Source organism: Clostridium sp. MCC345, from assembly GCF_018785345.1.
Taxonomy (GTDB): Bacteria; Bacillota; Clostridia; order Lachnospirales; family Anaerotignaceae; genus Anaerotignum_A; species Anaerotignum_A faecicola.
This window is the reverse complement of record NZ_WQPP01000017.1, coordinates 235,997-261,398: the sequence shown is the minus strand read 5'-3', so window position 1 is coordinate 261,398 and position 25,402 is coordinate 235,997. Positions and strand designations below refer to the sequence as shown.

Annotated in this window: 25 protein-coding genes, 6 tRNA genes and 1 rRNA gene; 30 read left to right on the top strand and 2 right to left on the bottom strand. The window is 47.9% G+C overall.

Annotated features, from left to right (window positions below; all coding sequences use genetic code 11):
- Positions 1–101: 101 nt before the first annotated feature.
- The 15 genes from rrf (at position 102) to GPK49_RS05335 (ending at position 8,898) form a co-directional block, all read left to right on the top strand.
- Positions 102–219: ribosomal RNA gene (rrf, locus tag GPK49_RS05405) — 5S ribosomal RNA — on the top strand.
- A gap of 33 nt (positions 220–252) precedes the next feature.
- Positions 253–326, top strand: a tRNA-His gene (locus GPK49_RS05400).
- A gap of 7 nt (positions 327–333) precedes the next feature.
- Positions 334–406, top strand: a tRNA-Lys gene (locus GPK49_RS05395).
- A gap of 12 nt (positions 407–418) precedes the next feature.
- Positions 419–502: transfer RNA gene (locus tag GPK49_RS05390), tRNA-Leu, on the top strand.
- Positions 503–508: 6 nt separating this feature from the next.
- Positions 509–580: transfer RNA gene (locus GPK49_RS05385), tRNA-Gly, on the top strand.
- A gap of 31 nt (positions 581–611) precedes the next feature.
- A tRNA-Gln gene (locus tag GPK49_RS05380) sits at positions 612–683 on the top strand.
- A gap of 29 nt (positions 684–712) precedes the next feature.
- A tRNA-Gln gene (locus GPK49_RS05375) sits at positions 713–784 on the top strand.
- Positions 785–953: 169 nt separating this feature from the next.
- Positions 954–1,490 carry an RNA polymerase sigma factor gene (locus GPK49_RS05370; protein WP_215676969.1) on the top strand — a complete coding sequence of 179 codons (537 nt, stop codon included), beginning with the start codon at positions 954–956 and terminating at the stop codon, positions 1,488–1,490.
- A complete protein-coding gene (locus GPK49_RS05365) occupies positions 1,474–2,910 on the top strand; it encodes a DUF4179 domain-containing protein (protein WP_215676968.1) in 1,437 nt (478 codons plus the stop codon). Before GPK49_RS05370 ends, GPK49_RS05365 begins: the two co-directional genes overlap by 17 nt.
- A gap of 159 nt (positions 2,911–3,069) precedes the next feature.
- Complete coding sequence (locus GPK49_RS05360; RefSeq protein ID WP_016408260.1) at positions 3,070–3,426, top strand: Asp23/Gls24 family envelope stress response protein; 357 nt, start codon at positions 3,070–3,072, stop codon at positions 3,424–3,426.
- A gap of 19 nt (positions 3,427–3,445) precedes the next feature.
- Entirely contained in the window at positions 3,446–5,110 is a 1,665-nt protein-coding gene (locus tag GPK49_RS05355; protein WP_444876940.1) for a DAK2 domain-containing protein, read from the top strand.
- A gap of 91 nt (positions 5,111–5,201) precedes the next feature.
- Positions 5,202–7,244 (top strand): ATP-dependent DNA helicase RecG, encoded by a 2,043-nt coding sequence (gene recG / locus GPK49_RS05350; protein WP_215676967.1) that lies wholly within the window; start codon positions 5,202–5,204, stop codon positions 7,242–7,244.
- Positions 7,245–7,347: 103 nt separating this feature from the next.
- A complete protein-coding gene (gene rsmD / locus GPK49_RS05345) occupies positions 7,348–7,908 on the top strand; it encodes a 16S rRNA (guanine(966)-N(2))-methyltransferase RsmD (RefSeq protein WP_215676966.1) in 561 nt (186 codons plus the stop codon).
- Entirely contained in the window at positions 7,905–8,384 is a 480-nt protein-coding gene (gene coaD / locus GPK49_RS05340) for a pantetheine-phosphate adenylyltransferase (RefSeq protein ID WP_016408264.1), read from the top strand. Before rsmD ends, coaD begins: the two co-directional genes overlap by 4 nt.
- 10 nt (positions 8,385–8,394) lie before the next feature.
- On the top strand, positions 8,395–8,898 hold the full coding sequence (locus tag GPK49_RS05335; protein ID WP_016408265.1) for a hypothetical protein: 504 nt from the start codon (positions 8,395–8,397) through the stop codon (positions 8,896–8,898).
- A 6-nt stretch (positions 8,899–8,904) separates the two neighbouring features.
- Here the strand turns inward: GPK49_RS05335 and GPK49_RS05330 are convergent, their stop codons facing one another.
- Positions 8,905–9,999 carry a nucleoside recognition domain-containing protein gene (locus GPK49_RS05330; RefSeq protein WP_215676965.1) on the bottom strand — a complete coding sequence of 365 codons (1,095 nt, stop codon included), beginning with the start codon at positions 9,997–9,999 and terminating at the stop codon, positions 8,905–8,907.
- Positions 10,000–10,084: 85 nt separating this feature from the next.
- Complete coding sequence (locus tag GPK49_RS05325) at positions 10,085–11,308, bottom strand: nucleotidyltransferase (RefSeq protein WP_215676964.1); 1,224 nt, start codon at positions 11,306–11,308, stop codon at positions 10,085–10,087.
- 217 nt (positions 11,309–11,525) lie between these two features.
- Between GPK49_RS05325 and GPK49_RS05320 the strand changes: the two genes are divergently transcribed.
- The 15 genes from GPK49_RS05320 to ilvD all read left to right on the top strand — a co-directional run bounded on the left by GPK49_RS05320 (position 11,526) and on the right by ilvD (position 25,395).
- Positions 11,526–12,590 carry an ATP-binding protein gene (locus tag GPK49_RS05320; protein WP_016408268.1) on the top strand — a complete coding sequence of 355 codons (1,065 nt, stop codon included), beginning with the start codon at positions 11,526–11,528 and terminating at the stop codon, positions 12,588–12,590.
- Between the two features lie 31 nt (positions 12,591–12,621).
- Positions 12,622–12,975 carry a hypothetical protein gene (locus GPK49_RS05315; RefSeq protein ID WP_178276344.1) on the top strand — a complete coding sequence of 118 codons (354 nt, stop codon included), beginning with the start codon at positions 12,622–12,624 and terminating at the stop codon, positions 12,973–12,975.
- Positions 12,976–13,160: 185 nt separating this feature from the next.
- Positions 13,161–14,165 carry a phosphate acetyltransferase gene (gene pta / locus GPK49_RS05310; protein WP_016408270.1) on the top strand — a complete coding sequence of 335 codons (1,005 nt, stop codon included), beginning with the start codon at positions 13,161–13,163 and terminating at the stop codon, positions 14,163–14,165.
- Between the two features lie 183 nt (positions 14,166–14,348).
- Positions 14,349–15,545 carry an acetate/propionate family kinase gene (locus GPK49_RS05305; RefSeq protein WP_016408271.1) on the top strand — a complete coding sequence of 399 codons (1,197 nt, stop codon included), beginning with the start codon at positions 14,349–14,351 and terminating at the stop codon, positions 15,543–15,545.
- 48 nt (positions 15,546–15,593) lie between these two features.
- The gene (locus GPK49_RS05300) at positions 15,594–16,100 is read left to right on the top strand and encodes a YceD family protein (RefSeq protein ID WP_016408272.1); all 507 of its coding nucleotides are present in this window, start codon (positions 15,594–15,596) and stop codon (positions 16,098–16,100) included.
- A 2-nt stretch (positions 16,101–16,102) separates the two neighbouring features.
- Entirely contained in the window at positions 16,103–16,282 is a 180-nt protein-coding gene (rpmF, locus tag GPK49_RS05295; protein ID WP_016408273.1) for a 50S ribosomal protein L32, read from the top strand.
- A gap of 136 nt (positions 16,283–16,418) precedes the next feature.
- Positions 16,419–17,399, top strand: coding sequence for a phosphate acyltransferase PlsX (gene plsX / locus GPK49_RS05290; RefSeq protein WP_215676978.1), 981 nt, complete (start codon positions 16,419–16,421; stop codon positions 17,397–17,399).
- Between the two features lie 129 nt (positions 17,400–17,528).
- Positions 17,529–17,771, top strand: a complete 243-nt coding sequence (locus tag GPK49_RS05285; RefSeq protein ID WP_016408275.1) for an acyl carrier protein — start codon at positions 17,529–17,531, stop codon at positions 17,769–17,771.
- Positions 17,772–17,773: 2 nt separating this feature from the next.
- Entirely contained in the window at positions 17,774–18,478 is a 705-nt protein-coding gene (gene rnc / locus GPK49_RS05280) for a ribonuclease III (RefSeq protein WP_016408276.1), read from the top strand.
- 160 nt (positions 18,479–18,638) lie between these two features.
- On the top strand, positions 18,639–19,715 hold the full coding sequence (locus tag GPK49_RS05275; protein ID WP_215676963.1) for an MBL fold metallo-hydrolase: 1,077 nt from the start codon (positions 18,639–18,641) through the stop codon (positions 19,713–19,715).
- A gap of 48 nt (positions 19,716–19,763) precedes the next feature.
- Positions 19,764–19,976: a DUF3006 domain-containing protein gene (locus tag GPK49_RS05270; RefSeq protein WP_215676962.1), complete on the top strand. Its 213-nt coding sequence runs from the start codon at positions 19,764–19,766 to the stop codon at positions 19,974–19,976.
- Between the two features lie 382 nt (positions 19,977–20,358).
- Positions 20,359–22,020 carry a biosynthetic-type acetolactate synthase large subunit gene (gene ilvB, locus GPK49_RS05265; protein WP_215676961.1) on the top strand — a complete coding sequence of 554 codons (1,662 nt, stop codon included), beginning with the start codon at positions 20,359–20,361 and terminating at the stop codon, positions 22,018–22,020.
- Between the two features lie 14 nt (positions 22,021–22,034).
- Positions 22,035–22,571, top strand: a complete 537-nt coding sequence (gene ilvN, locus GPK49_RS05260) for an acetolactate synthase small subunit (RefSeq protein WP_016408280.1) — start codon at positions 22,035–22,037, stop codon at positions 22,569–22,571.
- Positions 22,572–22,655: 84 nt separating this feature from the next.
- Positions 22,656–23,651, top strand: coding sequence for a ketol-acid reductoisomerase (gene ilvC, locus GPK49_RS05255; protein ID WP_118579669.1), 996 nt, complete (start codon positions 22,656–22,658; stop codon positions 23,649–23,651).
- A gap of 76 nt (positions 23,652–23,727) precedes the next feature.
- The gene (gene ilvD / locus GPK49_RS05250; protein ID WP_444876939.1) at positions 23,728–25,395 is read left to right on the top strand and encodes a dihydroxy-acid dehydratase; all 1,668 of its coding nucleotides are present in this window, start codon (positions 23,728–23,730) and stop codon (positions 25,393–25,395) included.
- Positions 25,396–25,402 lie beyond the last annotated feature (7 nt).

Genomic DNA, 25,402 nt, shown 5'->3' with positions numbered 1-25,402 from the left:
CAATACTAATAGATCGAGGGCTTGACCAAAAAAAGATTACTCAAGGATTGCTAAGTTTGTATTCAGTTTTGAAGGTGTAACACCTTAATAAAAGAAAGATTTCCGGTGATGATGCGCCTAGGGGACACACCCGTTCCCATTCCGAACACGACGGTTAAGACCTAGGCGGTCGATGGTACTTGGTGGGCAGCTGCCTGGGAGAGTAGATGGTCGCCGGAATCCAATTTCTTTTTTCATGTCAAATCTGTTATGGTGGGTATGGCGCAGTTGGTTAGCGCGCCAGATTGTGGCTCTGGAGGTCGTGGGTTCGAATCCCACTATCCACCCTTTTGTGGGTCATTAGCTCAGTTGGTAGAGCACTGGACTTTTAATCCAGGTGTCCCGGGTTCGAGTCCCGGATGACTCATTTTTCATTTGTGCAGCCGTGGCGGAATTGGCATACGCGCTAGACTAAGGATCTAGTCCGGGTTTCTGGGTAGGGGTTCAAGTCCCCTCGGCTGCAGCGTATGCGCGAGTGGCTCAGTGGTAGAGCATCGCCTTGCCAAGGCGAGGGTCGCGAGTTCGAATCTCGTCTCGCGCTTTTTCTTTCAGCAGTTTGCATTATCGTATATTGGGCTATCGCCAAGCGGTAAGGCACAGGACTTTGACTCCTGCATTCGCTGGTTCGAATCCAGCTAGCCCAGGTCTCAAATCCAGCTGATGGTTGGTATAATGGGGTATCGCCAAGCGGTAAGGCAACGGATTCTGATTCCGTCATTCGCAGGTTCGAATCCTGCTACCCTAGTTTAAGAGAGTCTGAAAAGGCTCTCTTTTTCTTTGCATAAAAACAGATTTATGGAATCGTCAGAAGAAATTTCGACGATTTTTTGCGTTTTTTCCAAAACTTTTTTCAAAACAGTTGTCAGATTTCATTATTTTTCGGAGAATAGATAGATAAAGGGAGGAGGGATTGCATGGACGAAAGAAGTCTGCTGACCTTATTACAGAAAAGGCCGAATGAGGGCATGAAGGAATTGATGCGGCAATATATGGGGTATTGCTATTACATTGTGAGAAACAAGCTGGCGGAATTTCCGCAGGAAGACATCGAGGAATGTGTGAGTGATGTTTTTGTGGACGCGTATCGTTATCGGGAAAAGATTGATTTGGAAAAAGGCGGATTTCGTGTATTTTTAGCAACGCTTGCGCGGCGGAGGGCGGCAGATTGCTACAGGAAAAAGGCAGAAAATCTGCCTCTGCACGAAGAAATACAGGAGAATCCGAAGGAGGTATCCTTTGAGGACAGGGAAGTGCTGCTTCAAGCAATTCGTTCCTTGGGAGAACCGGATGAAAAAATATTGATTTGGAAATTTTATTATGGCTATCCGACAAAAACGATTGCGTCTGCGTTAGGGTTAAAGGAGAACACAGTGGACCAGAAGGTGCGGCGTGGCTTGGAAAAGCTGAGAAAAGCATTGGAAGGAGGGGGATTTTATGAAGGATGTATTTGATTATCTGGAGGAGGAAGATCTCCTGCGGAATTTGCCGGAAGCACTGCCGCAGATGGAGGACGAAACAGCGGCGAAACGGATAGAGAAAATGGCACTGGAGAAGCTGCAGGCGGAAGCAAAGCAGCAGAAAAAATGGCAGAAAAGGCGTATTCTGATTGCGGCAGTTTGCTGTCTGGTTGCGGTCGGGGCGTTTGCACGCAAGCCGATTGCGGCATATTTCCAGCGTATCCTGCATTATCTGCCCGGTGTTGGGGTTTATATCAACGATACAGACGCGGAAATTTATGAGGTGCAGATTGACAACCCTGTGCAGGAGAAGGACGGCGTGCGTGTGGAGCTGAAAGGTTTTTATTGTGAAAACAATATGCTCAAAGGGGATTTTGTATTCACCGGAGAGGGTTTGCCGACAGAAAAAAACGGAAAAGATAAAATTGTCGATGAATTGTCTGAAAAATATGAAGTCACCTACTATTACGGAGAAAAAAGCAGGGTGATTTGGTTTTCCGGTTGTGGCTGGCATATAAGCAATGAAGGCAAGGTGCTGCAGTATACGCCGCACTGCTCGGAACGGCTTTATCTGAAGGATGGCTGTTATGACTACGCGTTTTCGATTAAGGGCTTCGATGAGAAAATTCATTTGAAGGTAGTGAAAGCGAAAACAACGGAAAATCCCAAAGACCTTGGATATTCGGTAACGAAAAATAAAACTTCGGTGGTTGCAAATGCTGATGTAGATGGAAATACGATTGCGGTGGAATATTACCTGATTCCCTCTGCTGAGGTGGCGCAGGCAATGAAGGATTGGTTTCATACGGGAATTAACATTTATCCGTATCAGTTTGAAAAGGATTCGTATGTCTATATTTTGAATGCAGCGGGAGAACGGATGAGCATGCAATATGATTCGCTGGAAAACGGTGGAAAGTTTATATTAGAAGGAACGGAAAGGGATTTTCCTCTGACATTACATCGTACAGCCTATACGGGAACGGACAAGGAAACGCACGACGTGGAGATTCCCTTGACGGAAGGGGCGGAGCTGCCGCGGGTGAAATTCCATTATGGAACGGTTGAATTTTTATCTGCCGTACAGGAGGATACTATTTATGATAATCCCTATGATGAAATTGAGGAACCCAAAGAGGCAACGAAGATAACGGTGCGCTATCGGACGCTACCTGCAAAGGGAATCCGAAAGATGTACGCGGTCAATCTGGACTATGCCGATGATGAGCAGGAATTTGGACGTATTCCGTATGACAGCAGTGAGGAAGAAAAGGATGGGATTTTAGTGCAGGAGGATATTTTCTACCTACCCAGAGGAAAACGGGAAAATATCACCCTTACGCTGAAAAACCCCTCCTATTGGGTTGGCGGCTCCTATGATGTGGTGATTGAAAAGCCGCGGAGCAAAAAATAAATAGCTTGGAGAGAGGAAGAATTTGCATGCAGATTCTTCTTCTTTTTTATGGAAAAGAGAAAAATAGCTTTCAAAATTGCATATACAATGGTATACTATTAACATCTATACATCTGTAAAAAAATAGCCGAAGGTTTTTAGAATAGGAGGCTGGTCAGTATGGCAGCAAAATTAGAAAACGAATATGGCGTTATCAGTATTGATCGCGAAGTGATTGCAAGGATTGCAGGCTATGCGGCGATTGAATGTTACGGCATTGTCGGCATGGCTGCAAAAAATGTGAAGGATGGCTTGGTGCAGCTTTTGAAGCTGGAAAGCCTGACAAAGGGAATCAAAATGCGCATTGATGCAAATAAGGTAAGTATTGATTTGCATATTATTGTGGAATATGGTACCAATATTTCCGCCATTGCAGATAATATCATCAGCACTGTGAAATATTCTGTGGAGGAATTTACAGGGGTTGAGGTTGAGGATGTAAATATTTTTGTTGATGGCGTAAGGGTCGACAACTGAGCAAGAGGAGGAACTATTGGTGAGCAGTACAACGAAATTGAACGGTGTTCGCTTAGGCAGAATGATGATTGCCGGTGCGAATGAATTGGCATCAAATAAACAGCTGGTAGACGCAATGAATGTATTCCCCGTACCAGATGGGGATACCGGCACAAATATGTCTCTGACCGTTATGGCGGCGGCAAGAGAAGCAGAGAAAAACGGCTCCTTACAGGTGGCGGATATCGCAAAGGCGGCATCCGGCGGAGCCCTGAGAGGCGCAAGAGGGAACTCCGGCGTAATTACTTCTCAGATCTTCCGTGGCTTTGCAAAGGCATTGGAGGGCATGGAGGAAGCAGGTGTGCAGGAGCTGGCTGCGGCGGCAGAGCAGGCAGTGAAAACAGCATATAAGGCAGTGATGAAGCCGAAGGAAGGTACGATTCTGACAGTTGCAAGAGGCTGTGCGGAGGCTGCGGTAAGGCTGGCAGAGGAAACAGACGAAATCGAGGTATTCCTGAAGGGCATTATCGAGGACGGACACAAGGTTCTGGTGCAGACACCCGAAATGCTCCCTGTGTTGAAGCAGGCAGGCGTTGTGGATGCAGGCGGCAGAGGTCTGCTGTATATTCTGGAGGGCGCACTCAAGCAGATGGGCGGCGATTTGCCCGTTGTGTTGCAGGAGAACCAAAACACAGCGGCACCCGAAATGAATTTTGCATCCTTGGCTTCTGTGGAAAATGAAAGCATTACCTTTGGGTACTGCACAGAGTTTTTCATCAACGTAGACCATGCGGATGAAGGCGTGACAACAGCACTGAAAGCATATCTTGGCACAATTGGGGATTCCATTGTTTGCGTTGCGGATGATGATATCATTAAGATTCATGTGCATACAGACCATCCCGGCTTGGCGATTGAAAAAGCATTGACCATCGGCAGTCTGAGTGGCCTGAAGATTGATAACATGAGAGAACAGCATACAAATAAAATCAATTTCAGCGCAGAAGCACCCAAGGTAGAAGCACCCAAGGCGGAGCAGCCTAAGAAGGATGTCGGCTTTGTTTCTATTTCCGCAGGCGAGGGGCTGACGAAGATTTTCAAAAACCTTGGTGTGGATGAGGTCATTGAGGGCGGACAGACCATGAACCCCAGCACAGAGGATATCCTCAATGCGGTGGATAAAATCAATGCAGAGCATATCTTTATTCTGCCGAATAATAAAAACATCATTTTGGCGGCAGAGCAGGCGGCAAAGCTGAGCGAGGAGAAAAAGCTGCATGTCATTCCTTCCCGTTCCGTTCCCGAAGGTATCAGCGCGATGTTCTGCTATGAGCATGACGCAGACCCCGATGAAATGGAAGCGGCAATGAAGGATGCCATTCAGCAGGTGGATACCGCAACCGTAACCTATGCGGTCAGAGATACCTCCATCGGTGATAAGCAAATCAAGGAAGGCAATATCCTTGGGATGCTGAATGATGAAATCGAGGTAGTCGCAGAGGATGTGATGGAGGGCACGAAGGAGCTTTTGCGCAATGCCATCACAGAGGAAAGCGAGGTTGTCAGCATTTATTACGGTGCGGACACAGCAGAGGAGGACGCGAAGGAATTGTCTGCCTTTATCGAGGAAGAATTCCCCGATTGCGAGGTAGAGGTGCAGGACGGCGGTCAGCCTTTGTATTACTACATTATTTCTATTGAATAAAAATAACAAAACAAAATGGGGAGATTCTTAGATGAAATCTCCCTGTTTCTTTGTAGAAATCTTTGCGGAAAAAAGAAGGGAGGTGTGTCTCATGCGAGGACAGGATACGGTTTCCGTGCTCAAGGGCGTTGGCGAGCAGAGAGAAAAAAGGCTGCATAGGCTGGGTATTGTGACAGTGGAGGATTTGCTGACGCATTACCCCAGAGAATATAAGGACAGAAGCGAAATACTGAAAATTGCAGACCTGCCGCCGGATGAACCTGCTACCTTTCTGGCGCAGATAAAGGAGGAGGGGCAGAACAGCCGCCACGGCAGGCTTGTGTATACCAGAATGAAGGTCTACGACGAAACAGGTGCGGTTGGGGTGCTGTGGTATAATCAGCCCTACATGAAAAGCAGTCTGAAAATCGGCGAATGGTATCTTTTTTCCGGCAGGCTGCAAAAAAAATACGGCAGAACAGAGGTAGTTTCCCCTGAATGTGAGCGGATTGGGGAGAATTTCGCAGGGGGGCGCATCCTTCCGGTTTATCCTTCCGTAGAGGGGCTTTCGCAGAAAATGCTCCGCAATCTGATGGAGGAGGCCTTGAAGGAAATGAGCGGCGGCATGCAGGAGGAGCTGCCCCTCTGGCTGAGAAAGGGATATCATTTGGCGGAACGCAATTTTGCGATAGAAAACATCCATTTTCCCAAAACAGAGCAGGGCTTTTATGATGCCAGACGGCGTTTGGTTTTCGAGGAACTGTTTTTGTTGCAGACGGCACTTTATCAGCTGAAAAGTACGCTTGAGGAGAGGGGCGAAGGGATTCGGCTGAAAAAGAAAAAAGCCTTGCAGGATGGCGAAACGCTTCTTCCCTTTGCCCTGACAGATGCGCAGAAGCGCGTTCTTGCGGAAATCGTGCAGGACATGACATCGGGCAAAATCATGAACCGTCTGGTGCAGGGGGATGTTGGCAGCGGCAAAACGGCGGTAGCGTTGCTTGCGGCGTATTGGACAATACAGAATGGCTATCAGGCGGCAATGATGGCACCGACAGAGGTTCTGGCAAGGCAGCATGCGGCATCCTTCCGTGAGCTGCTGGAGCCGGCAGGGATTACGGTTGTTTTGCTGACGGGCAGCCTGACGGCGAAGGAAAAACGGGAACGTCTGGCGCAGGTCGCTGACGGCACGGCGCAGATGGTGATTGGCACCCATGCCGTGATTCAAAAGGGAGTCGAATTTCAAAAATTAGGTCTGGCAATTACGGATGAACAGCATCGCTTTGGGGTTCGCCAGAGAAGCACCTTGGCAGAAAAGGGCGAAAATGTGCATACCCTTGTCATGACGGCAACGCCGATTCCACGCACCCTAGCACTGATTCTATATGGCGATTTGGATATTTCTATTATTGATGAGCTGCCGCCCGGCAGACAGAAAATTGACACCTCGGCGGTAGACAGCAGATATCATCCGCGGATTTATGCCTTTATCGAAAAGCACGTTGTGGCAGGCAGACAGGCGTATGTCATCTGCCCGATGATTGAGGAAAATGAGAAATTAGAGGTGCAGTCCGTTCTGGAGTATACCGCGGAGCTGACAGAGGAACTGCCGCATTGCCGCGTTGCCTGTGTGCATGGAAAAATGAAGGCGAAGGAAAAGCAGACAATCATGGACAGCTTTGCGGCAGGGGAGATTGATGTTCTTGTATCCACAACAGTCGTTGAGGTTGGCATCAATGTGCCGAATGCAACCATTATGCTGATTGAAAATGCGGAGCGGTTCGGCTTGGCACAGCTGCATCAGCTGCGCGGGCGCGTTGGGCGTGGCGCGGAAAAATCGTATTGTATTCTGGTGAGCGACACAAAAACAAGGGTCGCGAAGGAGCGCATGAAAACCATGACGGAATCGGAGGATGGCTTTGTCATTTCCGAGAAGGACTTAAAGCTGCGCGGACCGGGGGAATTTTTCGGCATCCGTCAGCATGGTCTGCCGGAGCTGAAGATTGCAGACCTCTGTCGGGACTTGCCGATTCTGAAGGAGGCGCAGGCAGCAGCGGCAGAGCTTTTGCGGAAGGACAGGAATCTGGAGCAGACGGAGCATCAGCCCCTGAAAGCGCGAATCGCGGGATATTTGGACGGAAAACGTCTGGAAATGTGAGTTTTTCTGTGTTTTTTCTCTTTTTGGTTGTCAACTGAAATTTTTTTTGCTATACTCTAAACGATATCATGTAAAATTAGGTTTTTTGGGTGGTGCAGACAGTATGCGTGTCATCGCAGGAGCAGCAAAGGGTCATAATCTGCAAACCATCGAAGGGCTGGCAACCAGACCGACGACGGACAGAATAAAGGAAACCCTCTTTAATATCATAGCGTTCGACTTGCCCGAGGTAAGCTTTCTGGATTTATTTTCCGGCAGCGGTGCGATTGGGATTGAGGCACTTTCCAGAGGAGCGGCGGAGGCTGTTTTTGTGGAAAATGCGGCAGAATGTCAGAAGGTTATTCAGGCAAACCTTGTGCATACCAAGCTGCAGGGAAGAGCAAGGCTTTTGCAAACGGATGTGCTTTCTGCGCTGGACAGGCTTGCGGCGGAAGGAAAGAAATTCGACATTATTTTCATGGACCCGCCCTATGAAGCGGGGCTGTATACGTCCGTACTGGAAAGAATTGCGGAAAATGGTTTGTTAAAGGCGGAGGGGTATCTCATTGCAGAAGGCTCCTCGCAGATTGCGCTCACAATTCCGAAGGGTATGAAAATTTTGCGTGAAAAGGTGTATAAGACAACAACCCTGACGTTCCTGTGCGCGGAGGAAGAAAACGTATGAAAAAAGCAATTTATGCAGGCAGCTTTGATCCTGTTACCTTAGGGCACATGGATATCATTGAAAGAGCCGCAAATTTATTTGACTGTCTTGTGGTGGCAGTGTTGGAAAATCCCAACAAAAAATCTCTTTTCACTGTAGAGGAGAGAAAGCATCATCTGGAATTGGCAACAAAGCATATTGAAAACGTAGAGGTCGCTTCCTTTCAGGGGCTTCTGGTGGATTTTGCAAAGGAAATCGGCGCGAATATCGCAGTCAGAGGGCTGCGTAACACACTGGATTTTTCCGCGGAATATCCCATGTTTCTTATCAATCGCAAGCTGTATGATAAAATCGAAACGGTTTATCTGGCGGCGGATGAGGAGCATCTTGCCCTGAGCTCCACGAATGTGAAGGAAGTTGCTGTGTTTGGCGGAGATATCAGCTTTATGGTACCCGCTGAGATTAAACCTTTTATTATAGAAAAATATCAGAAGTGAGGGAGATAGAATGGATTCTGTATTGCAGTTATTAGATGAATTGGAAGATGTTATGGACAGCAGCAAGGCTGTGCCGTTCAGCAGTAAGGTTACTGTAAATAAAGAGGAAATTTACGATATTATCAGCGAAATCCGCATGAAGCTGCCCAATGAGCTGAAGCAGTCCAAATGGGTTATCGAGGAAAGAAATAAAATTCTGATTGATGCGCAGAGAGAAGCGGATGAAATCGTAAAAAATGCGGAAGACCGTATGGTGCGCCTTGTGGATGAAAACGAAGTAACAAAGAAGGCTTACGAACAGGCGGCGGCAATCATTGATTCTGCAAAGAAGACCTCCAAGGATATGCGTCTGGGCGCAATGGAATATGCGGAAAGCGTGCTGGCGGATGCGGAAGGTAAGCTGAAGGAGCTGAAATCCGTTGTTTACAGCGAAAGCATCAAGACAGATGATTACTTCGCGCAGACACTGGATGTTCTGGCGGAAAATATTCAGGAGCTGCGTATGGGCAAATGATTTCCCTTATCCTCTGCGGGAAATTGCATAGCAAAGCACCGCGAGGAAAAACAGGCTTGGCAAAAGCCAGAGAAAAGAGAGCGTAAAAGAGGTTTCTGTGAGCGAAAAAAACACAGGAACTTCTTTTTGTGCGTATGGATAAAAGAACGGATAGAGCAAAAAGAAAGAAAGACTGCTGAAAAGGGCATTGATAAGCTTCCCTTTGATGTAGTCTTTTTTTGATATGGGCATGGCGGCAAGCACGCCGAAGGTCTGTCCCAGAATGGAAAGACCGCCGAAGGAAACGAGAAATGCGACCAGCGTCAGCCGCAGACGCAGACCATCGGGGGAGAGGCTTAGGAGATGCGCTCCGTTTGTCATTTCCAGAATACCACTGCAAAGGCCGCGCAGTGTTTCCGTGGAAAGCGGCAGAAAAAACAGCAGACGGGAGAGCAGAGAAAATAGCCCTGCCTGCTCCATTGCCGCGGAAAGCACCGCAAACAAAATGAGATACCCCCCAATCAGCAGAATGGTGCGAAGTGCATCCGCAACAGAAGCGGAAAGCACCTCTGCCAGAGTTTGGCAGGAAGGAACGGAAACAGAATGAAAGGTGGGAACGGATTTTTTCCTGCGAAAGAGAATACCTGTGGCGACTGCGCCGAGAAAGGCGGAGAGCCAAAGCAGATACCCAAAGGCAGGCATGCCGAAAAAGCCAACGCCAACCGTGCCAATCAGAAACAAGGGCCCGGGACAGTTGGAAAAGGCAAGAAGCTGTTGTGCATCGGCGAGGGAAAGCTGTCTTTGCTCATAAAGCTGCGCGGTCAGCTTTGCCCCCATGGGGTATCCGGAAAGAAGTCCGAAAAAGAAGGGGAAGGCGGCAATACCCGGCAGGTGAAACAAGGGCTGCATCAGAGGGCGCAGAGCCGCACCCATCCGCTGTGCCGCACCAATGCGCAGTAGGATACCGCAGGCAACCAGAAACGGAAACAAGGAGGGGAATACCTTTGTCAGCCAGAGCTGTACCCCTTCTGCGGAAGCGGCAAGCATTTCTGCGGGAAAGCAAAGCAGGGCAAAAATCAGAAAGCAGGCACAGCTGCCCAACAGCAAAGCCCCCTTTTTCATGCAATCCCTCCCATAAAATAAAAAAGCCGAGGAAATCTGAATTCTTCGGCTTTTCCTGTTTGATTCTATTTTATGCTGCTGTCGGTCAGAGAATGACAAGGGGGTTTGTGAAATCCTGATTCGGCGCGCGATAAATCGGGTTGGGGTACGCCAGAGCGTGCAAATCGGTCGCTGTTTTTTCCAGAGCAAGCATGGCAAGCCCGTCCTCATTCAGAAGCGCGGGGGCTTTTTTCAGATTTGTCAGAACGGGGCATTTTGCCTGCTCCGTTAAATCTGCGAGAATATCGGAATGATCCTTCTGAAAGCCCAGTACACGCACATAGGGCATTTTCGGCAGATTGAGGAAATACGAAACCTCGGATTCCTTGATATCCAGAAGAATATGAAGCAGGATACGCTGAATTTTCGTGCGTGTGTAGCGCTTTGTTTTGATGAAATCCATCATTTCCTCAAAGGAATAGCAGCTGTCAATGGAATGGAGAATCCGATTTTCCAGACCCTCTGTCACCTCTGCAATCTCCTTCAGCTCCTCAATCGAGGTGGTGCGTAGCTTATAATGCAGAGCAGGCATGAGTGCATCCCAGAAAACGGGTGCTGTGCCGATGGAAAGTGCTTTATTATAGAGGTCATGCGTATTTTCGGGCAGATGCAGCATGGCTTCGGTGCTGTTCTCCTCTGTCAATGCCTTCCGCACTGCGCTTGCGGATGCATAGCCATTTGAAAGGGAAAGGCTGTTGTAATCACCCTTGCGTCGGATGGTCAGCGGCAGAATGGGAGAGGAATAATAGTCCAACGCCTTGAGATATTCCAAGCCTAAAATGTCATTTGGCTTGGAAAGGATGTCGCTGTTAATCTGCGAAAGCGTTTCCAGAACCTTCGCGCGCGCGGCAGGATAGGAAAGCCCCTCACCGAGCAACTCCTTTAATAGCCGTTGAAATTCCTCTGTTTCGTTTGCAAGAATTTTCGCCGCCTCCTGCAATTCCTGCAAGTTGCCGCTTTCGGAGCCAAAGGCAAGCGTATCCACAATGCCGCTTTCTGTCAGCAGGCGCACTGCCCCTCTGGCGAAGGTTTCCGCATTGGCTGCGGCAAAAAGCACAGGCAGCTCCAATACTAAATCTGCACCGTTTTTCAGCGCGGCGGCGGTTCTTGTCCATTTATTGAAAATGGCAGGCTCCCCCCGCTGCACAAAGCTGCCGCTCATGATGACAACCACGCGGTCGGCATCGGCCTTTCGTTTTGCTCGCTCCAGCATATAGGCATGCCCCTGATGAAAGGGGTTATATTCGGTAATGATACCAAGGGTTTTCATAAGAAAGTCTCCTTTCTGATGTTCAATTTCTGATTAAAATAAAGTATACCATATTTTTTCTGTTTTTTTAAAAAAATCGTATGGCAATTTTCTCAATTTAGGTCTATACTTGTGATAACATGGGCGGAGAAATGGGATTTCTCGTTTCTGCGTCTCCATGCACAGGGGTAAAATCAAAAACAGGATGAAAATTCTTTTATGATAAGAGGATGATTAGGTGGAGCGGTTTGTTGAAAATCCGGATTTCCTGCAGGAACTTTTTCTGGAGGAAGCATGGAAAAATGTAGATAAAATTGATGGATTTATTGAATCCAAGGCAAATGCAGAGGAATTTGAGGTGACGGCGGAGGAGGTCAACAGCCTGTACCGCACGATGCACAGCATCAAGGGCTCTGCGGCGATGATGGGCTATCCTGCCATTTCCGAAACAGCGCACGCGGCGGAGGATTTATTTTCCTACCTGCGAGAGGAATCCGCGCCTGCGCAGAAGGATTTGCAGTCGATTTTGCAGCTTTTGCGTATGGTTTCCGGCTTTTTGAAGCGGGAGCTGCGCCGTCTGGAAACGGATGACGAGGTAACGGATTTCGGATGGGCAGTGGTGCGCCGCATCAAGAATTTCCTTTTTCATGTGGACAGTGAGAATGAGCCGGAGGGCCCAAGCTATCAGATTGCCTATACCAGAAAGGGAAAAAAGCGGATTCCCTATACGAATTTTGAGGCACTTCTGCCGCAGATGGATCGTCTGGCAAAGGTAATGAGCAGGGAATTGCAGAAGGAATTTACTGTAAAAATTTCCGGTGCGGATACGGAGGTGCCCAGAGATATTTATGATAAGGTTTCCATGGCGGTTTTGCAGATGATGAAAAACAGCATGGATCATGGTCTGGAATCCAAGGCAGACCGCGAGCAGATGGGGAAAACCCCTGTCGGGGAGATTTCTGTGGAAATCAGCAAGGCGGCGCAGAAGGTTTTTGTTGCGTTCCGCGATGATGGGCGTGGTCTGAACCGTGACCAGATTTTGCAAAAGGCGAAGGAAAAAGGGCTTCTGAAAAAGCCTGAAAGCGAATATGAGGACAGTGAGATTTACGCCTTTCTGCTGCGCCCCGGCTTTACCACAAAGGCAAGTGCCACGATGTTTTCCGGCAGAGGGGTTGGTCTGGATGTGGTGAATGCGGCGGTGGCTTCTCTTGGCGGCAGTATCCGTATCGAAAGCCGCGAATATATGGGAACAACCTTTTTTATGGAATTTCCCGTGGTGGATGAAATGCACGCAGAAGGCTGAGAAAAAGCTTTTTTTGGAAGGGGACTTGTTTATGGATGGCGGAAAAAGAGCTTCTGTAAGGAATATCGTAATTTCGGTGCTTTTGATTGTGGTTGGGATTGCAATGCTGATGCTTGTCACAGAAGGCATCAAAAGCGGATGGTATGACGCACATAGTGCAAGACCTGCGAAACGAAAAGGCTATGCGGCTTTACTGCCGGTGCTTCTGGTTCTTTTGGGCGGCTTTAATCTGTACCGAGGGCTCAGAGGGAAGGCATTTCAGATGGATATCAGCAGTATGTTTTCCGGTCATAAGGACGGAAGTCCGTCTGCCTGTCCGCATTGCGGCGCGCAGCTGCAGCCGGGGCAGTTTTCCTGCAAAATCTGTGGCAGAAGGATTTCCTGAGGTTTTCTGACGGGAAAAACAGAGGGATTTTTTCAAAAAAATATGATTTTTTGGCGGCAGACCCTTGTATACAGGGATTGTTTTGTTTATAATAAAGTAGTTTGGTATGTCCGTTTGAAAGAATCGGACTGCTCGATAAAAGAAAAAGTAAAAAAATATTTTATAAAAAATAGGAGGTAATACCTGTGGACTTTTTAAGCACAATGAAAGCAAAAGCAAAGGCAGACAAGAAGGTAATCGTTCTGCCCGAGTCCTATGAAAAAAGAAACCTGGAGGCAGCGGCTGAATGCCTGAAGGAAGAACTGGCAGATATCATTCTGATTGGTAAGAAGGATAAAATCATGGAAGCTGCCGGCTCCTTTGATGTTTCTAAGGCAATTTTCGTAGACCCCGAAACCTACGACAGAATGGACGAAATGGTTGCAGGTCTTGCAGAAGCAAGAAAGAGCAAAGGCATGACACTGGAAGAAGCAAGAAAAATCCTGATGGATGATTCTCTGTTTGTTGCAGTTATGCTGGTTAAGATGGGCGTTGCAGACGGTATGGTTTCCGGCGCAATCCATTCCACAGCAGATACCCTGAGACCCGCACTGCAGATTCTGAAAACTGCACCCGGCACAGAGCTGGTATCCTCTTTCTTCATCATGGTTACAAAGACACCTCAGTATGGCGATGACGGCATCCTGCTGTTCGCTGACTGTGCGCTGAACCAGAACCCCAACCCCGCAGAACTGGCTTGCATTGCAGGCGATTCCGCAAAATCCTACAATGCTTTCATCGGCAAGGAAGCAAGAGTTGCTATGCTGAGCCACTCCACAATGGGCTCCGCAAAGCATGCTGATGTAACAAAGGTTGTAGATGCAGTGAAGATTGCGAAGGAAAAATATCCCGATCTGAAGCTGGATGGCGAAATTCAGCTGGATGCTGCTATCGTGAAGGAGGTTGGCGAACTGAAGGCTCCCAACAGCACAGTAGCAGGCAAGGCAAACGTTCTGGTATTCCCCGATATCGATGCAGGTAACATCGGCTATAAGCTGGTTCAGAGATTCGGTAATGCAGAAGCCTTCGGTCCTATCCTGCAGGGTATTGCAAAGCCCGTAAACGACCTGTCCAGAGGCTGCTCCGCAAACGATATCGTTGCAGTTGTTGCTCTGACAAGCGTACAGGCACAGGTAATGGCTAACAAATAAAAAGACCTTGGGGGCTTTACCCCCAATACCCCCAGCAGGAGCTCAGCCCCTGCACCCGATACCGCAACACCATGTACATGGTGTTGCAACTGGGGGTGCTAGGGGAATCATTCCCCTAGCAGGGTGTGGGACAGCGTCCCACGGTTTTTAAGAATAAAGGTAGAGATCAAAGGAGAGAAAAAAATGAAAATTCTTGTACTGAACTGCGGCAGCTCTTCCCTGAAGTATCAGCTGATCGACATGGAAACAGAAAACGTACTGGCAAAAGGCTTGTGTGAAAGAATCGGTATCGAAGGCTCCAGACTGAAACATCAGCCTGCCGGCAAAGAAGCCGTTATCTTCGATGATTATCAGGAAAACCACAGCGTATCCGTTAAAATGGTTCTGGATGCACTGACAAACCCCGAATACGGTGTTGTGAAATCCATGAAGGAAATCAACGCAGTTGGTCATCGTGTAGTACACGGCGGTGAATATTTCGCAAACTCCGTAATTATTACACCCGAAGTTATCGAAGCAATCGAAAAATGCTGCGATTTGGCACCTCTGCACAACCCCGCAAACCTGATCGGTATCCATGCTTGCGAAGAAATCATGCCCGGCGTACCTCAGGTAGCAGTATTCGATACAGCTTTCCATCAGACAATGCCCGAAAGAGCTTATATGTACGCTCTGCCTTACGAATACTATGAAAAATATAAAGTAAGAAGATATGGCTTCCACGGTACATCCCATAGATTCGTATCCGAAGAAGCTGCAAAAATGATGGACAGACCCTATGACCAGACAAAGACAATCACTTGCCATCTGGGCAACGGCGGTTCCGTTTGTGCGGTAAGAAACGGTAAATCCATTGATACTACCATGGGCTTCACACCTCTGGAAGGTCTGGTAATGGGTACAAGAGCAGGTGACGTTGACGTTGCAGCTGTAACTTATATCATGAAGAAGGAAAACCTGACCGTAGACGAAATGGATAATATCCTGAACAAGAAATCCGGCGTACTGGGTATCTCCGGCGTATCCTCCGACTTCCGTGATATCGAAGAAGCAGCAGAACACGGCAATGACAGAGCAGAAACAGCTCTGGACGTATTCGCTTACAAAGTAGCTAAGAGAATCGGCGCTTATGCAGCAGCTATGAACGGCGTTGACGCAATCGTATTCACAGCAGGTCTGGGTGAAAACTCCGGCACAACCAGAAGAGCAATCTGTGATTATCTGGGCTTCCTGGGTGTTCACATTGACTCCTACAATAACTCTCTGAGAGGCAAAGCACTGGAAATTTCTGCTACAGATTCCAGAGTAAGAGTATTTGTTATCCCTACAAACGAAGAACTGGTTATCGCAAGAGATACAAAGGAATTGCTTGACAAATAAGATTCGCTTTAGTATAATACTATGGTATGACTATTTAGGGGTGATTTCATGATTATCGAAATGGGATATTTGTTCAATAGAAACGGGGCAACCCTTCCTGTAGAGCTGGTAGAACAGATTGATGATGCGAAGGATTATCCCGATGTCGTGGAATTTGCAGAGCCTGTAAAAATTGAGGGAACTCTTAAAAATGAGGACGATGTTTTCGTTCTGGATGCAAAGGGTGAAACGGCAGTGCTGATGGAATGCAGTTGTTGCCTTGCACCGGTCAGAAAAGAGCTTTGCTTCGAAATTAAGGAACGTTTTGCTCATACAGGCAGAGAAAACGAAGAGACAGAAACTTTTACGGGAGATCAGATCGATCTTGCGGATTTTGTGAAAAGAGGTATCATTGGAGAACTTCCTATGAAAGTGCTTTGTAGGGAGGACTGCAAGGGGCTCTGTCCTGTCTGCGGCAAGGATCTGAATGAAGGCGATTGCGGATGCGACCGTACAATTAGAGATCCTAGGTTCGAAAGTTTGAGGGCTCTTTTCAGTGATGACGAGGAGGTGTAGAAATGGCTGTACCCAAAGGTAGAGTGTCTAAATCCAAAAGAGACAAGAGAAAAGCACAGAGCTGGAAAATTGCAACACCCAATCTGGTAAAATGCAGCAAATGCGGCGAACTGATGGTTCCTCATCAGGTATGCAAGGCTTGCGGTGCTTACAACAAGAAAACAATCATCAAAGTTGACTAATTCGATTTTGATTGAGGGCGGTCTTTGACCGCCCTTTTGTTATTGTGAAAAAAGATTGTTTTTTTCTGTTGAAATAGGTATACTGAAAAATATGTATAAAAAACCACAGAAGGGTGGAAAAAATATGGGAAAAAGAATTACAGTAGCACTGGACGCAATGGGCGGCGATTATGCGCCCCTGGAAACCGTCAAGGGTGCAGTGGATGCAGTGAAGGAACTGGATGTAAATATTAAGCTGGTCGGTCCTGCGGAGCAGCTTCGTACGGAACTGGCAAAATATCAATATGATAAGGAACGAATTGAAATCGTACACGCCTCCGAGGTCATCGGTACGGATGAATCCCCTACGATGGCGATTCGCCGCAAAAAGGATTCCTCTCTGGTGGTTGCGCTGAATCTGGTGAAAAATGGCGAAGCGGATGCAATCGTTTCTGCGGGCAGCACAGGCGCATTGCTGACAGGCGCACTGCTGATTGTCGGGCGCTTGCCCGGCGTGGAGCGTCCCGCTCTGGGAACCTGCCTGCCGACAAAAACAGGCTTTACCTTTCTGCTGGACAGCGGCGCAAATGTGGATTGCAAGCCCAAATATTTGGAGCAGTTTGCAAAGATGGGCTCTGTCTATGTAGAAAATGTTTTCGGTATCAAAAATCCGAAGGTGGCGTTGGTGAATATCGGTGCGGAAAAGGAAAAGGGCAACGCACTGACAAAGGAAACCTACGAGCTTCTGGAACAGACGGACACCATCAATTTTACAGGGAACATTGAGCCGAGAAACATTCCCTATGGCGAAGCGGATGTCATTGTGTGCGATGGCTTTGTCGGCAATACGATTCTGAAGCTTTCCGAGGGTCTGGCAAAGACGATTTTTGAAATCCTGAAGGGTGAAATCATGCAGGGCTTTTATAAGGTAGGCGCGCTGATTCTGAAAACTCCCTTTAAAAATATGAAGAAATTCATGGATTCCGATGAAATCGGCGGCGCACCCTTTATCGGTCTGAAATCTCTGGTTGTCAAGGCGCATGGCAGCTCCAACGCGAAGGCATTTAAGAACGCGGTGCGGCAGTGTGTGCTGTTTGCCGAAGCGGATATCATCGGCAAAATCAAGGATAAAATCTGAGAAATTTACCGCAGAGGCGTACTCCTATATTCTTAAATTTTTGTGAATTTTCATAATTTCCTGCTGACAAAAACAGGGAAATAGAGTATAGTAGGAAGGTAAAAAAAGAGAACATTGGAGGTAATGAACATGGATGAATCTTTAGCACTGGGCGTAATTGCGGAGCAGCTGGGCGTACCCGTAGACAGCCTTTCTGCTGAAACAGCATTTGCAGATCTGAATGCAGACTCTCTGGAGCTGTTCCAGATTATTGTTGCATTGGAAGAAAAATTTGACATCGAATTTGATAATGATAGAGCAGAAAGCATCAAACTGGTTGGCGATGTATTGGATTATATTGCAGAGCTGGTTGCGGCAAAGGAAGAAGAATAAATATGAACCATCTGAATCTGGAAGAATTTGAACGGAAAATTGCATATACGTTTTCGGATAAAAATCTGCTGATTCTGGCCTTGACACATAGCTCCTATGCCAACGAAACGAAAAAAGGCAGCCATGAAAACAACGAGCGTCTGGAATTTCTGGGGGATGCGGTGCTGGATATGGTTGTGAGCGAATATATGTATCGCCATTTCCCGAAGATGCCGGAGGGCGAGCTGACAAAGCTGCGCGCGGCGGTGGTCTGCGAAGGCTCTTTGGCGGAGCTTTCCAGAAAGCTTGGCGTGGGGCGCTGCTTGCTGCTTGGCAAGGGGGAAGAAAGCACCGGCGGCAGAAGCAGAGATTCCATTCTGGCGGATGCCTTTGAGGCGATTATCGGTGCCATCTGCATGGATGGCGGCATGGAAGCCGTGACGAAATATATCATGGGTTTCATGGAAGAACGCATTGAAAGCACCAAAAGCAACTTCCGCAACTTGGACTGCAAAACACATTTGCAGGAGGTCATTCAAAAAACCAGTAAGGTGCCTTTGAAATATGCCATTGTGGATGAGCATGGCCCCGATCACAATAAGGTTTTTGTGGCAGAGGTCACGCACGACGGCGCAGTGCTGGGCAAGGGCAGCGGCAAAAGCAAGAAGGAAGCGGAGCAGAATGCGGCGAATGATGCCTTGGAGCGCATGAATCAGGCGAAAAAATAAGAAATTCCGTAAAAAAATAAATTTTGAAAAAATGAAAATGACCTCGAAAGGGCAGATGAAGGAATCTGGCTTTTGGAGGTCATTTTTTGTGCAGAAAAAATTTTAATGTTGTGTTCGCCTTTGGGGATGGTAAAATGGGGAAAAGAAGGGAGAGAAGAAGATGAAACGAAAAGGATTTAAGGGAATTTTATTGCTGCTTAGTATGCTCTTTGCGCTGACGGGCTGTTCGGTTTCGGAGGCAACACAGCATGGCATGGCGGTCGATACCATTCAGACGGAGGATGTTCTCCTGCGGGTGGATTTTCTGAATGTCGGGCAGGCGGACTGCGCCCTATTAAGCACAAAAGGGCATTATATGGTGATTGATGGGGGGAATAACGGCGATGCCGACACGATTCTTTCCTATTTAGAGGGGCAGGGGGTAGAAAAGCTGGATGCTGTTGTGGGCACGCACCCGCATGAGGATCACATCGGCTCACTGGATGCTATTATCAATCATTTTGATGTGGACGCGGTTTATATGCCGAAAATCATGCACACCAGTAAAACCTTTGAGGATGTACTGGATGCCGTTGCGAATAAGGGGCTGAAAATCAAATCGCCCAGCCCCGGGGATACGATTGATTTCAACGGTCTGGAAATTGAGGTGCTCGGCCCACAGAGGGAATATAAGGATTTCAACAATAATTCCATTGTGTTGAAGGTAAACGCAGGCGAGACTGCCTTCCTTTTCACGGGGGATGCGGAGGAAACGGCGGAAAAGGACATTTTGCAGGCGGGCTATGATTTGCAGGCGGATGTGCTGAAGGTTGGGCATCATGGCAGCAGCACCTCAAGCAGTCAGGCATTTTTGCAGGCGGTAAAGCCGAAATATGCCGTCATCAGCGTCGGCGTAGGCAACAGCTATCATCATCCGGAGGAAGAAGCCCTGCAGCGGCTGCAAAGCATTGGTGCAGAGATTTACCGTACCGATTTGCAGGGGAATATTGTCTGCACCACAGACGGGAAAAATATTGCCTTCAACTGTAACAGCGTCAGCGGCACAGAGGTTTATGCAGATGCGGCAAAAAACAACACCCCTGCGGAGGAGGTTGTTTATATCGCGAACAAGAAATCGAAGAAATTTCATCTGGAAAGCTGTGCCTCCTTGCCGGATGAGGAAAACCGTATTTATCTTGAGGACAGAGAGGAAGCCATTTCCCTTGGCTATACGCCCTGCGGCACCTGCAAGCCATAAACAAGCCGGAGCAAGCCATAGAAGGAGAGAAAAAAGGAGCGGAAGAAGATGCTTATTATCGTAGATCGATTTGAGGGGGACTATGCGGTTCTTCTGGAAGAAAATCAGACAAGGGATGTCCCGAAGCAGGCACTTGCCGCAGACATTCGGGAGGGAGATGTTGTTTTTCCGGATACGGACGGCATCTGGAAAAAGGATGCAGCGGCAACGGAAAAAAGAAAATCTCAGATAGCAAAAAAGATGGATGCATTATGGGAATAAAGCAGTATAATTTCGGATGCAGTAAACTGTATGCAAAGTAAACACTCTGCGCAAAAGAAATTTCAAGTCGCACAGGGTTTTTATACAAGAATTTGCACAATTTTCTGCCTGTGCGTACAAATGTATTTCAGTATGGGTGAAATGATGAAAAATGGAAAATGTAGCTGGTTCTTGTGGTGATTTTTTTGTATGAATTTACCTGCATGTATACATAATGGGATTTTTTGTATCAATTTTTGTACAGATGGATTATCGTTTGCCTTCGCTTTTTCTGAATTGACAGGATACAGATAAGGGGTATAATGAATGATACATCATTCTTATTTACAACATACAAAAGATAAAAAGAGTTTAATGAGTTTCAAATGAGGAGGGACCACGTATGAAAAAAACAGGTGCCCAACTGATTCTGGAGGTTCTGTTGGAACACGGCGTGGATACGGTTTTCGGGTATCCCGGCGGCGCAGCACTGAATGTATATGATGCGCTGTATGAATATCAGGATCGTATCAAGCACATCTTAACAGCCCATGAACAGGGCGCGTCTCATGCGGCGGACGGCTATGCCAGAGCCACAGGCAAAACGGGCGTTGTTTTCGCAACAAGCGGCCCCGGTGCAACAAATCTGGTAACCGGGATTGCAACAGCTTATATGGACAGCGTTCCCATGGTTGCCATTACCAGCAATGTGACAAATAACCTGATCGGCAGAGATGCGTTTCAGGAAGTATATATTACCGGCATTACGATGCCAATTACGAAGCACAATTTTTTTGTAAACCGTATTGAGGATTTGGCAAATGCCCTGAGACAGGCATTTCGCATTGCCCAGAGCGGCCGCAAGGGGCCTGTGCTTGTGGATGTAACAAAAGATGTAACGGCGGCACTGGTTGATTATGTGCCGGAAAGACCCCTTCCCCTAAAGGAAATGCCCAAGGCAACAGATGAGGAGCTGCAGGAGGTTGCGGATGCAATCAACAAGGCAGAATGTCCCGTTATTTATTGCGGCGGCGGCGCTGCGGCGCGTCAGGTGGAAAAGGAGCTGCATGCACTGATGGAAACATCGGATATTCCTGCGGCGCATACCATGATGGCGGCAGGTCTGGTGCCTTATGATGATGAAAGAGCCCTCGGCATGATTGGGATGCATGGCAGTGTCACAGCGAATGAGGCGCTTTTCCATGCAGATCTGGTGCTCGCACTGGGAACCAGATTCAGCGATCGTGTTGCTCTGAATATTGAAAAATTTTCCCCTGAAGCAGTAAAAATTCAGGTAGATATCGACCCCTGTGAGGTCAATAAAAACGTACCCGTAGATCAGTATATCGTAGGCGATGTCAAGGATTTTATGGAAAGACTGCTGCCCCTGCTCGAAAAGAGAGAGCATCCTGCATGGCGCGGAAAAATCGCAGAATGGCAGAAGGAGCAGGAAAAGGTTGCCTATCGCGGCGAAGGACTGCATCCCGGCAGATTGATTCGGGATGTCTGCGATATGGTGGATAAGGACACAATCTTTGTTACCGATGTCGGTCAGCATCAGATGTGGGCGGCACAGTACATCAAGCATAAGGAAACAAGACATTTTCTTTCCAGCGGCGGTCTGGGAACGATGGGCTATGGCTATGGCGCAGCCATCGGTGCACAGGCGGCTTTTCCGGAAAAGAGAGTGGTTCATTTTACAGGAGATGCCTCCTTCCACATGAATTTGAATGAGGCCTGCACAGCGGTGAGCGAGGAAATGCCAATCATCACTGTCATCCTGAATAATCAGGTTCTGGGGATGGTGTATCAGTGGCAGACAGCCTTCTATGGCAGACGCTATTCATCCACAACACCCGAAAGAAAGACAGATTTCGTAAAGGTCATCGAGGGCTTTGGCGGCAAGGGCTTCCATGTGGATACAGAGGAAGGCTTCAAGGAAGCATTCAAGCAGGCATTGCAGGAAAAAGGTCCTGTCTGGATTTGCTGTGATATCGACAGAGAAATCAAGGTATTGCCTATGATTCCCAACGGCGGCACCGTAGATGATATGATTCTGGAATAAGGAGGTGCAGGGGAATGAAAGCAATTATGGAGAAAAAAGCAGTCAATAAAACTGTGATTTGCCTGATGGTAGAAAACCAGCCGAATGTACTTGCACGTATTTCCAGTCTGGTTGGCCGCAGAAGCTTTAACATCAGCACCATTACCGCATCCGAAACGAATGTTTCCGGCATCACAAAGATTACGCTGGTGGTCAATGGGGATGATGAAAATGTGCTGTATCAGATTATCGCACAGATGAAAAAGCTGGAAAATGTCAATGAAGCGTATGTTCTGCCCGATACCAACAGCCTTTACAGAGAGCTGCTTCTGGTCAAGATTAAAGCAACACAGGAGGAACGCTCTGCCCTGCATGAAATGACGGAAATTTACCGTGGCAAGGTAGTTGGTCTGAATAAGGAAAGCATGATTATCGAGCTGACAGGCTCTCCCAAAAAGATTGACGGCTTTATGGGTATGCTGGAGGAGTATGATATCATTGAGGTTTCCCGTACAGGCGTAACCGGCATGGCAAGAGATTCCAGCGAAGAAAAGCACTTAACAGGCATTTGATTTGTATTTAATTTAATAAGACATTTAATCCATACGGATTAAACATATACACACCAAAGATAAGACAAAAAAGGAGAGATTCAAATGATTAACAAGTATTATGATCAGGATTGTAACTTAGGTATGCTGGACGGCAAAACAGTCGCTATCATCGGCTTCGGCAGCCAGGGTCATGCTCATGCTATGAACCTGAAGGAAAGCGGCGTAGATGTTGTTGTAGGTCTGAGACCCGGCTCTGCACATGTTGCAAAGGCAGAAGCAGCAGGTCTGAAGGTTTTGGGTATTGAAGAAGCAGCGGAAGCAGGTAACGTAGTTATGATGCTGGTTCCCGATGAATTGGCTCCCGCTATCTACAAAAACCAGATTGCAAAGCACATGAAGGAAGGCGACACACTGATGTTCGCGCATGGCTTCAACATCCATTACAGCCAGATTCAGCCCGCAGATTATCTGGATGTATCCATGGTAGCACCTAAGGGTCCCGGTCATATTGTAAGAAGCCTGTATACACAGGGCAGCGGCGTTCCCTGCCTGATTGCAGTAGAACAGGATAAATCCGGCAAGGCAAAAGAATTTGCACTGGCTTATGCAGCAGCAATCGGTGCAGGCAGAGCAGGTATTCTGGAAACAACCTTCAAGGAAGAAACAGAAACAGACCTGTTTGGGGAACAGGCAGTTCTGTGCGGCGGTGTTTGTGAGCTGATGACAGCAGGCTTTGAAACACTGGTAGCAGCAGGCTATGAACCCGAAATGGCATACTTTGAATGTATCCATGAAATGAAGCTGATTGTAGACCTGATCTACGAAGGCGGCTTCGATAAGATGAGATATTCCATCTCCAATACAGCAGAATACGGCGACTATGTAACAGGTAAACGTATCATCACAAAAGAATCCAGAGAAGGCATGAAGCAGGTACTGGCTGAAATTCAGGATGGTACATTTGCAAGCACATTCGTTCAGGAAATGAACGCAGGCGGCAAAGCAAAATTCCTGACATCCCGCAAAAAAGCGGCAGATCATCAGCTGTGCCATGTAGGCAAGGAACTGAGAGAAATGATGAGCTGGCTGAAAAAATAAGATTTGACAGATACGGCGAGTCTCTAAGCATAGAGGCTCGCCTTTCTTGCAAGAGGAGGAAAAAGGAGGAGCTTTTATGAGACAACTGAGAAGTGCGCAGGTAACACAGGGCGTAGAGAGAGCACCTGCAAGAAGCCTGTTTTATGCAATGGGATATACGAAGGAAGAATTGGACAGACCTTTGATTGGCGTAGTTTCCGCACATAGCGAAATTGTTCCCGGACATTTCAATTTGGATAAGATTACAGAAGCCGTCAAGGCAGGCGTACGCATGGCGGGCGGCACACCCATCATGATTCCTGCCATCGGCGTTTGTGATGGTATCGCGATGGGGCATGCCGGCATGAAATATAGCCTTGCAAGCCGTGAGCTGATTGCGGACAGCGTGGAAACAATGACAATGGCGCATGCACTGGATGGTCTGGTTCTCGTACCCAACTGCGATAAAATCGTTCCCGGTATGGTAATGGCGGCAGTGCGTATGAATATCCCTGCTGTGGTTTGCTCCGGCGGTGCAATGATGCCCGGTCTGGTGGATAATGAGGAGGTCAGCCTGTCCAAGATGTTCGAGGCAGTCGGCGCAAGAAAAGCAAATATAATTGATGATGCAAAGCTGTTTGAATATGAAACCAATACCTGTCCCGGCTGTGGCTCCTGTGCAGGCATGTATACCGCAAACAGCATGAACTGTCTGTGTGAAGCGGTTGGTATCGCTCTGCCCGGCAATGGCACACTGCCCAATGTTTCCAGTGGACGTATGCAGCTGGCAAAGCACGCAGGCATGGCAATCATGGAATTGGTGGAAAGGGATATTAAGGCAAGAGATATCATCAATACCAGAAGTATTTATAATGCAGTTGCCTGTGATATGGCATTGGGCTGCTCATCCAACAGCGTACTGCATCTGCTGGCGATTGCAAACGAAGCAGGTGTAGATTTGAATATGGATATCTTCAATGAAATTTCCGCAAAGGTACCCAATCTGTGCCATTTGGCACCTGCCGGCTCTACCCATATCTCCGACCTGAACAAAGCAGGCGGCATCCCTGCGGTACAGGCAGAGCTTGCAAAAAAGGGTCTGCTGGATCTGGATGCTATGACCGCGACAGGCAAAACGCTGGGCGAAAATATCAAGGGTGCATACGTTAAGGACTACGATTTGATTCGTCCCATTGATCACCCCTATAGCGAAACAGGCGGCATTGCGGTTCTGTGGGGAAATATCGCAGAGGATGGCTGTGTAGTAAAGAGAAGCGCAGTTGACCCCGAAATGCTGTGCCATACAGGCCCGGCGCGTGTGTTTGACAGCGAGGAGGATGCCATCGCAACCATCTACGCAGGCGGCATCCATCCCGGAGATGTTGTTGTCATCAGATACGAAGGTCCCAAGGGCGGTCCCGGTATGCGTGAAATGCTGAATCCGACGAGTGCTTTGGCAGGGATGAAGCTGGATAAATGCGTTGCATTGATTACAGACGGGCGTTTCAGCGGCGCAAGCCGTGGTGCATCCATCGGTCATGTCAGCCCCGAAGCAGCGGCAGGCGGCACCTTTGGTCTGCTGCAGGAGGGCGATATCATCGAAATCGATATCCCGAATCATAAGGTAAACGCACAGGTAAGCGAGGAAGAATTCGCGGCAAGAAGAGCGGCTTATGTTGCCCCTGCACCGAAGGTAACAACAGGCTGGCTTTCCAGATATGCAAAGCTGGTTTCCTCCGCAAATACCGGCGCGGTAATGAAATAAATAAAAA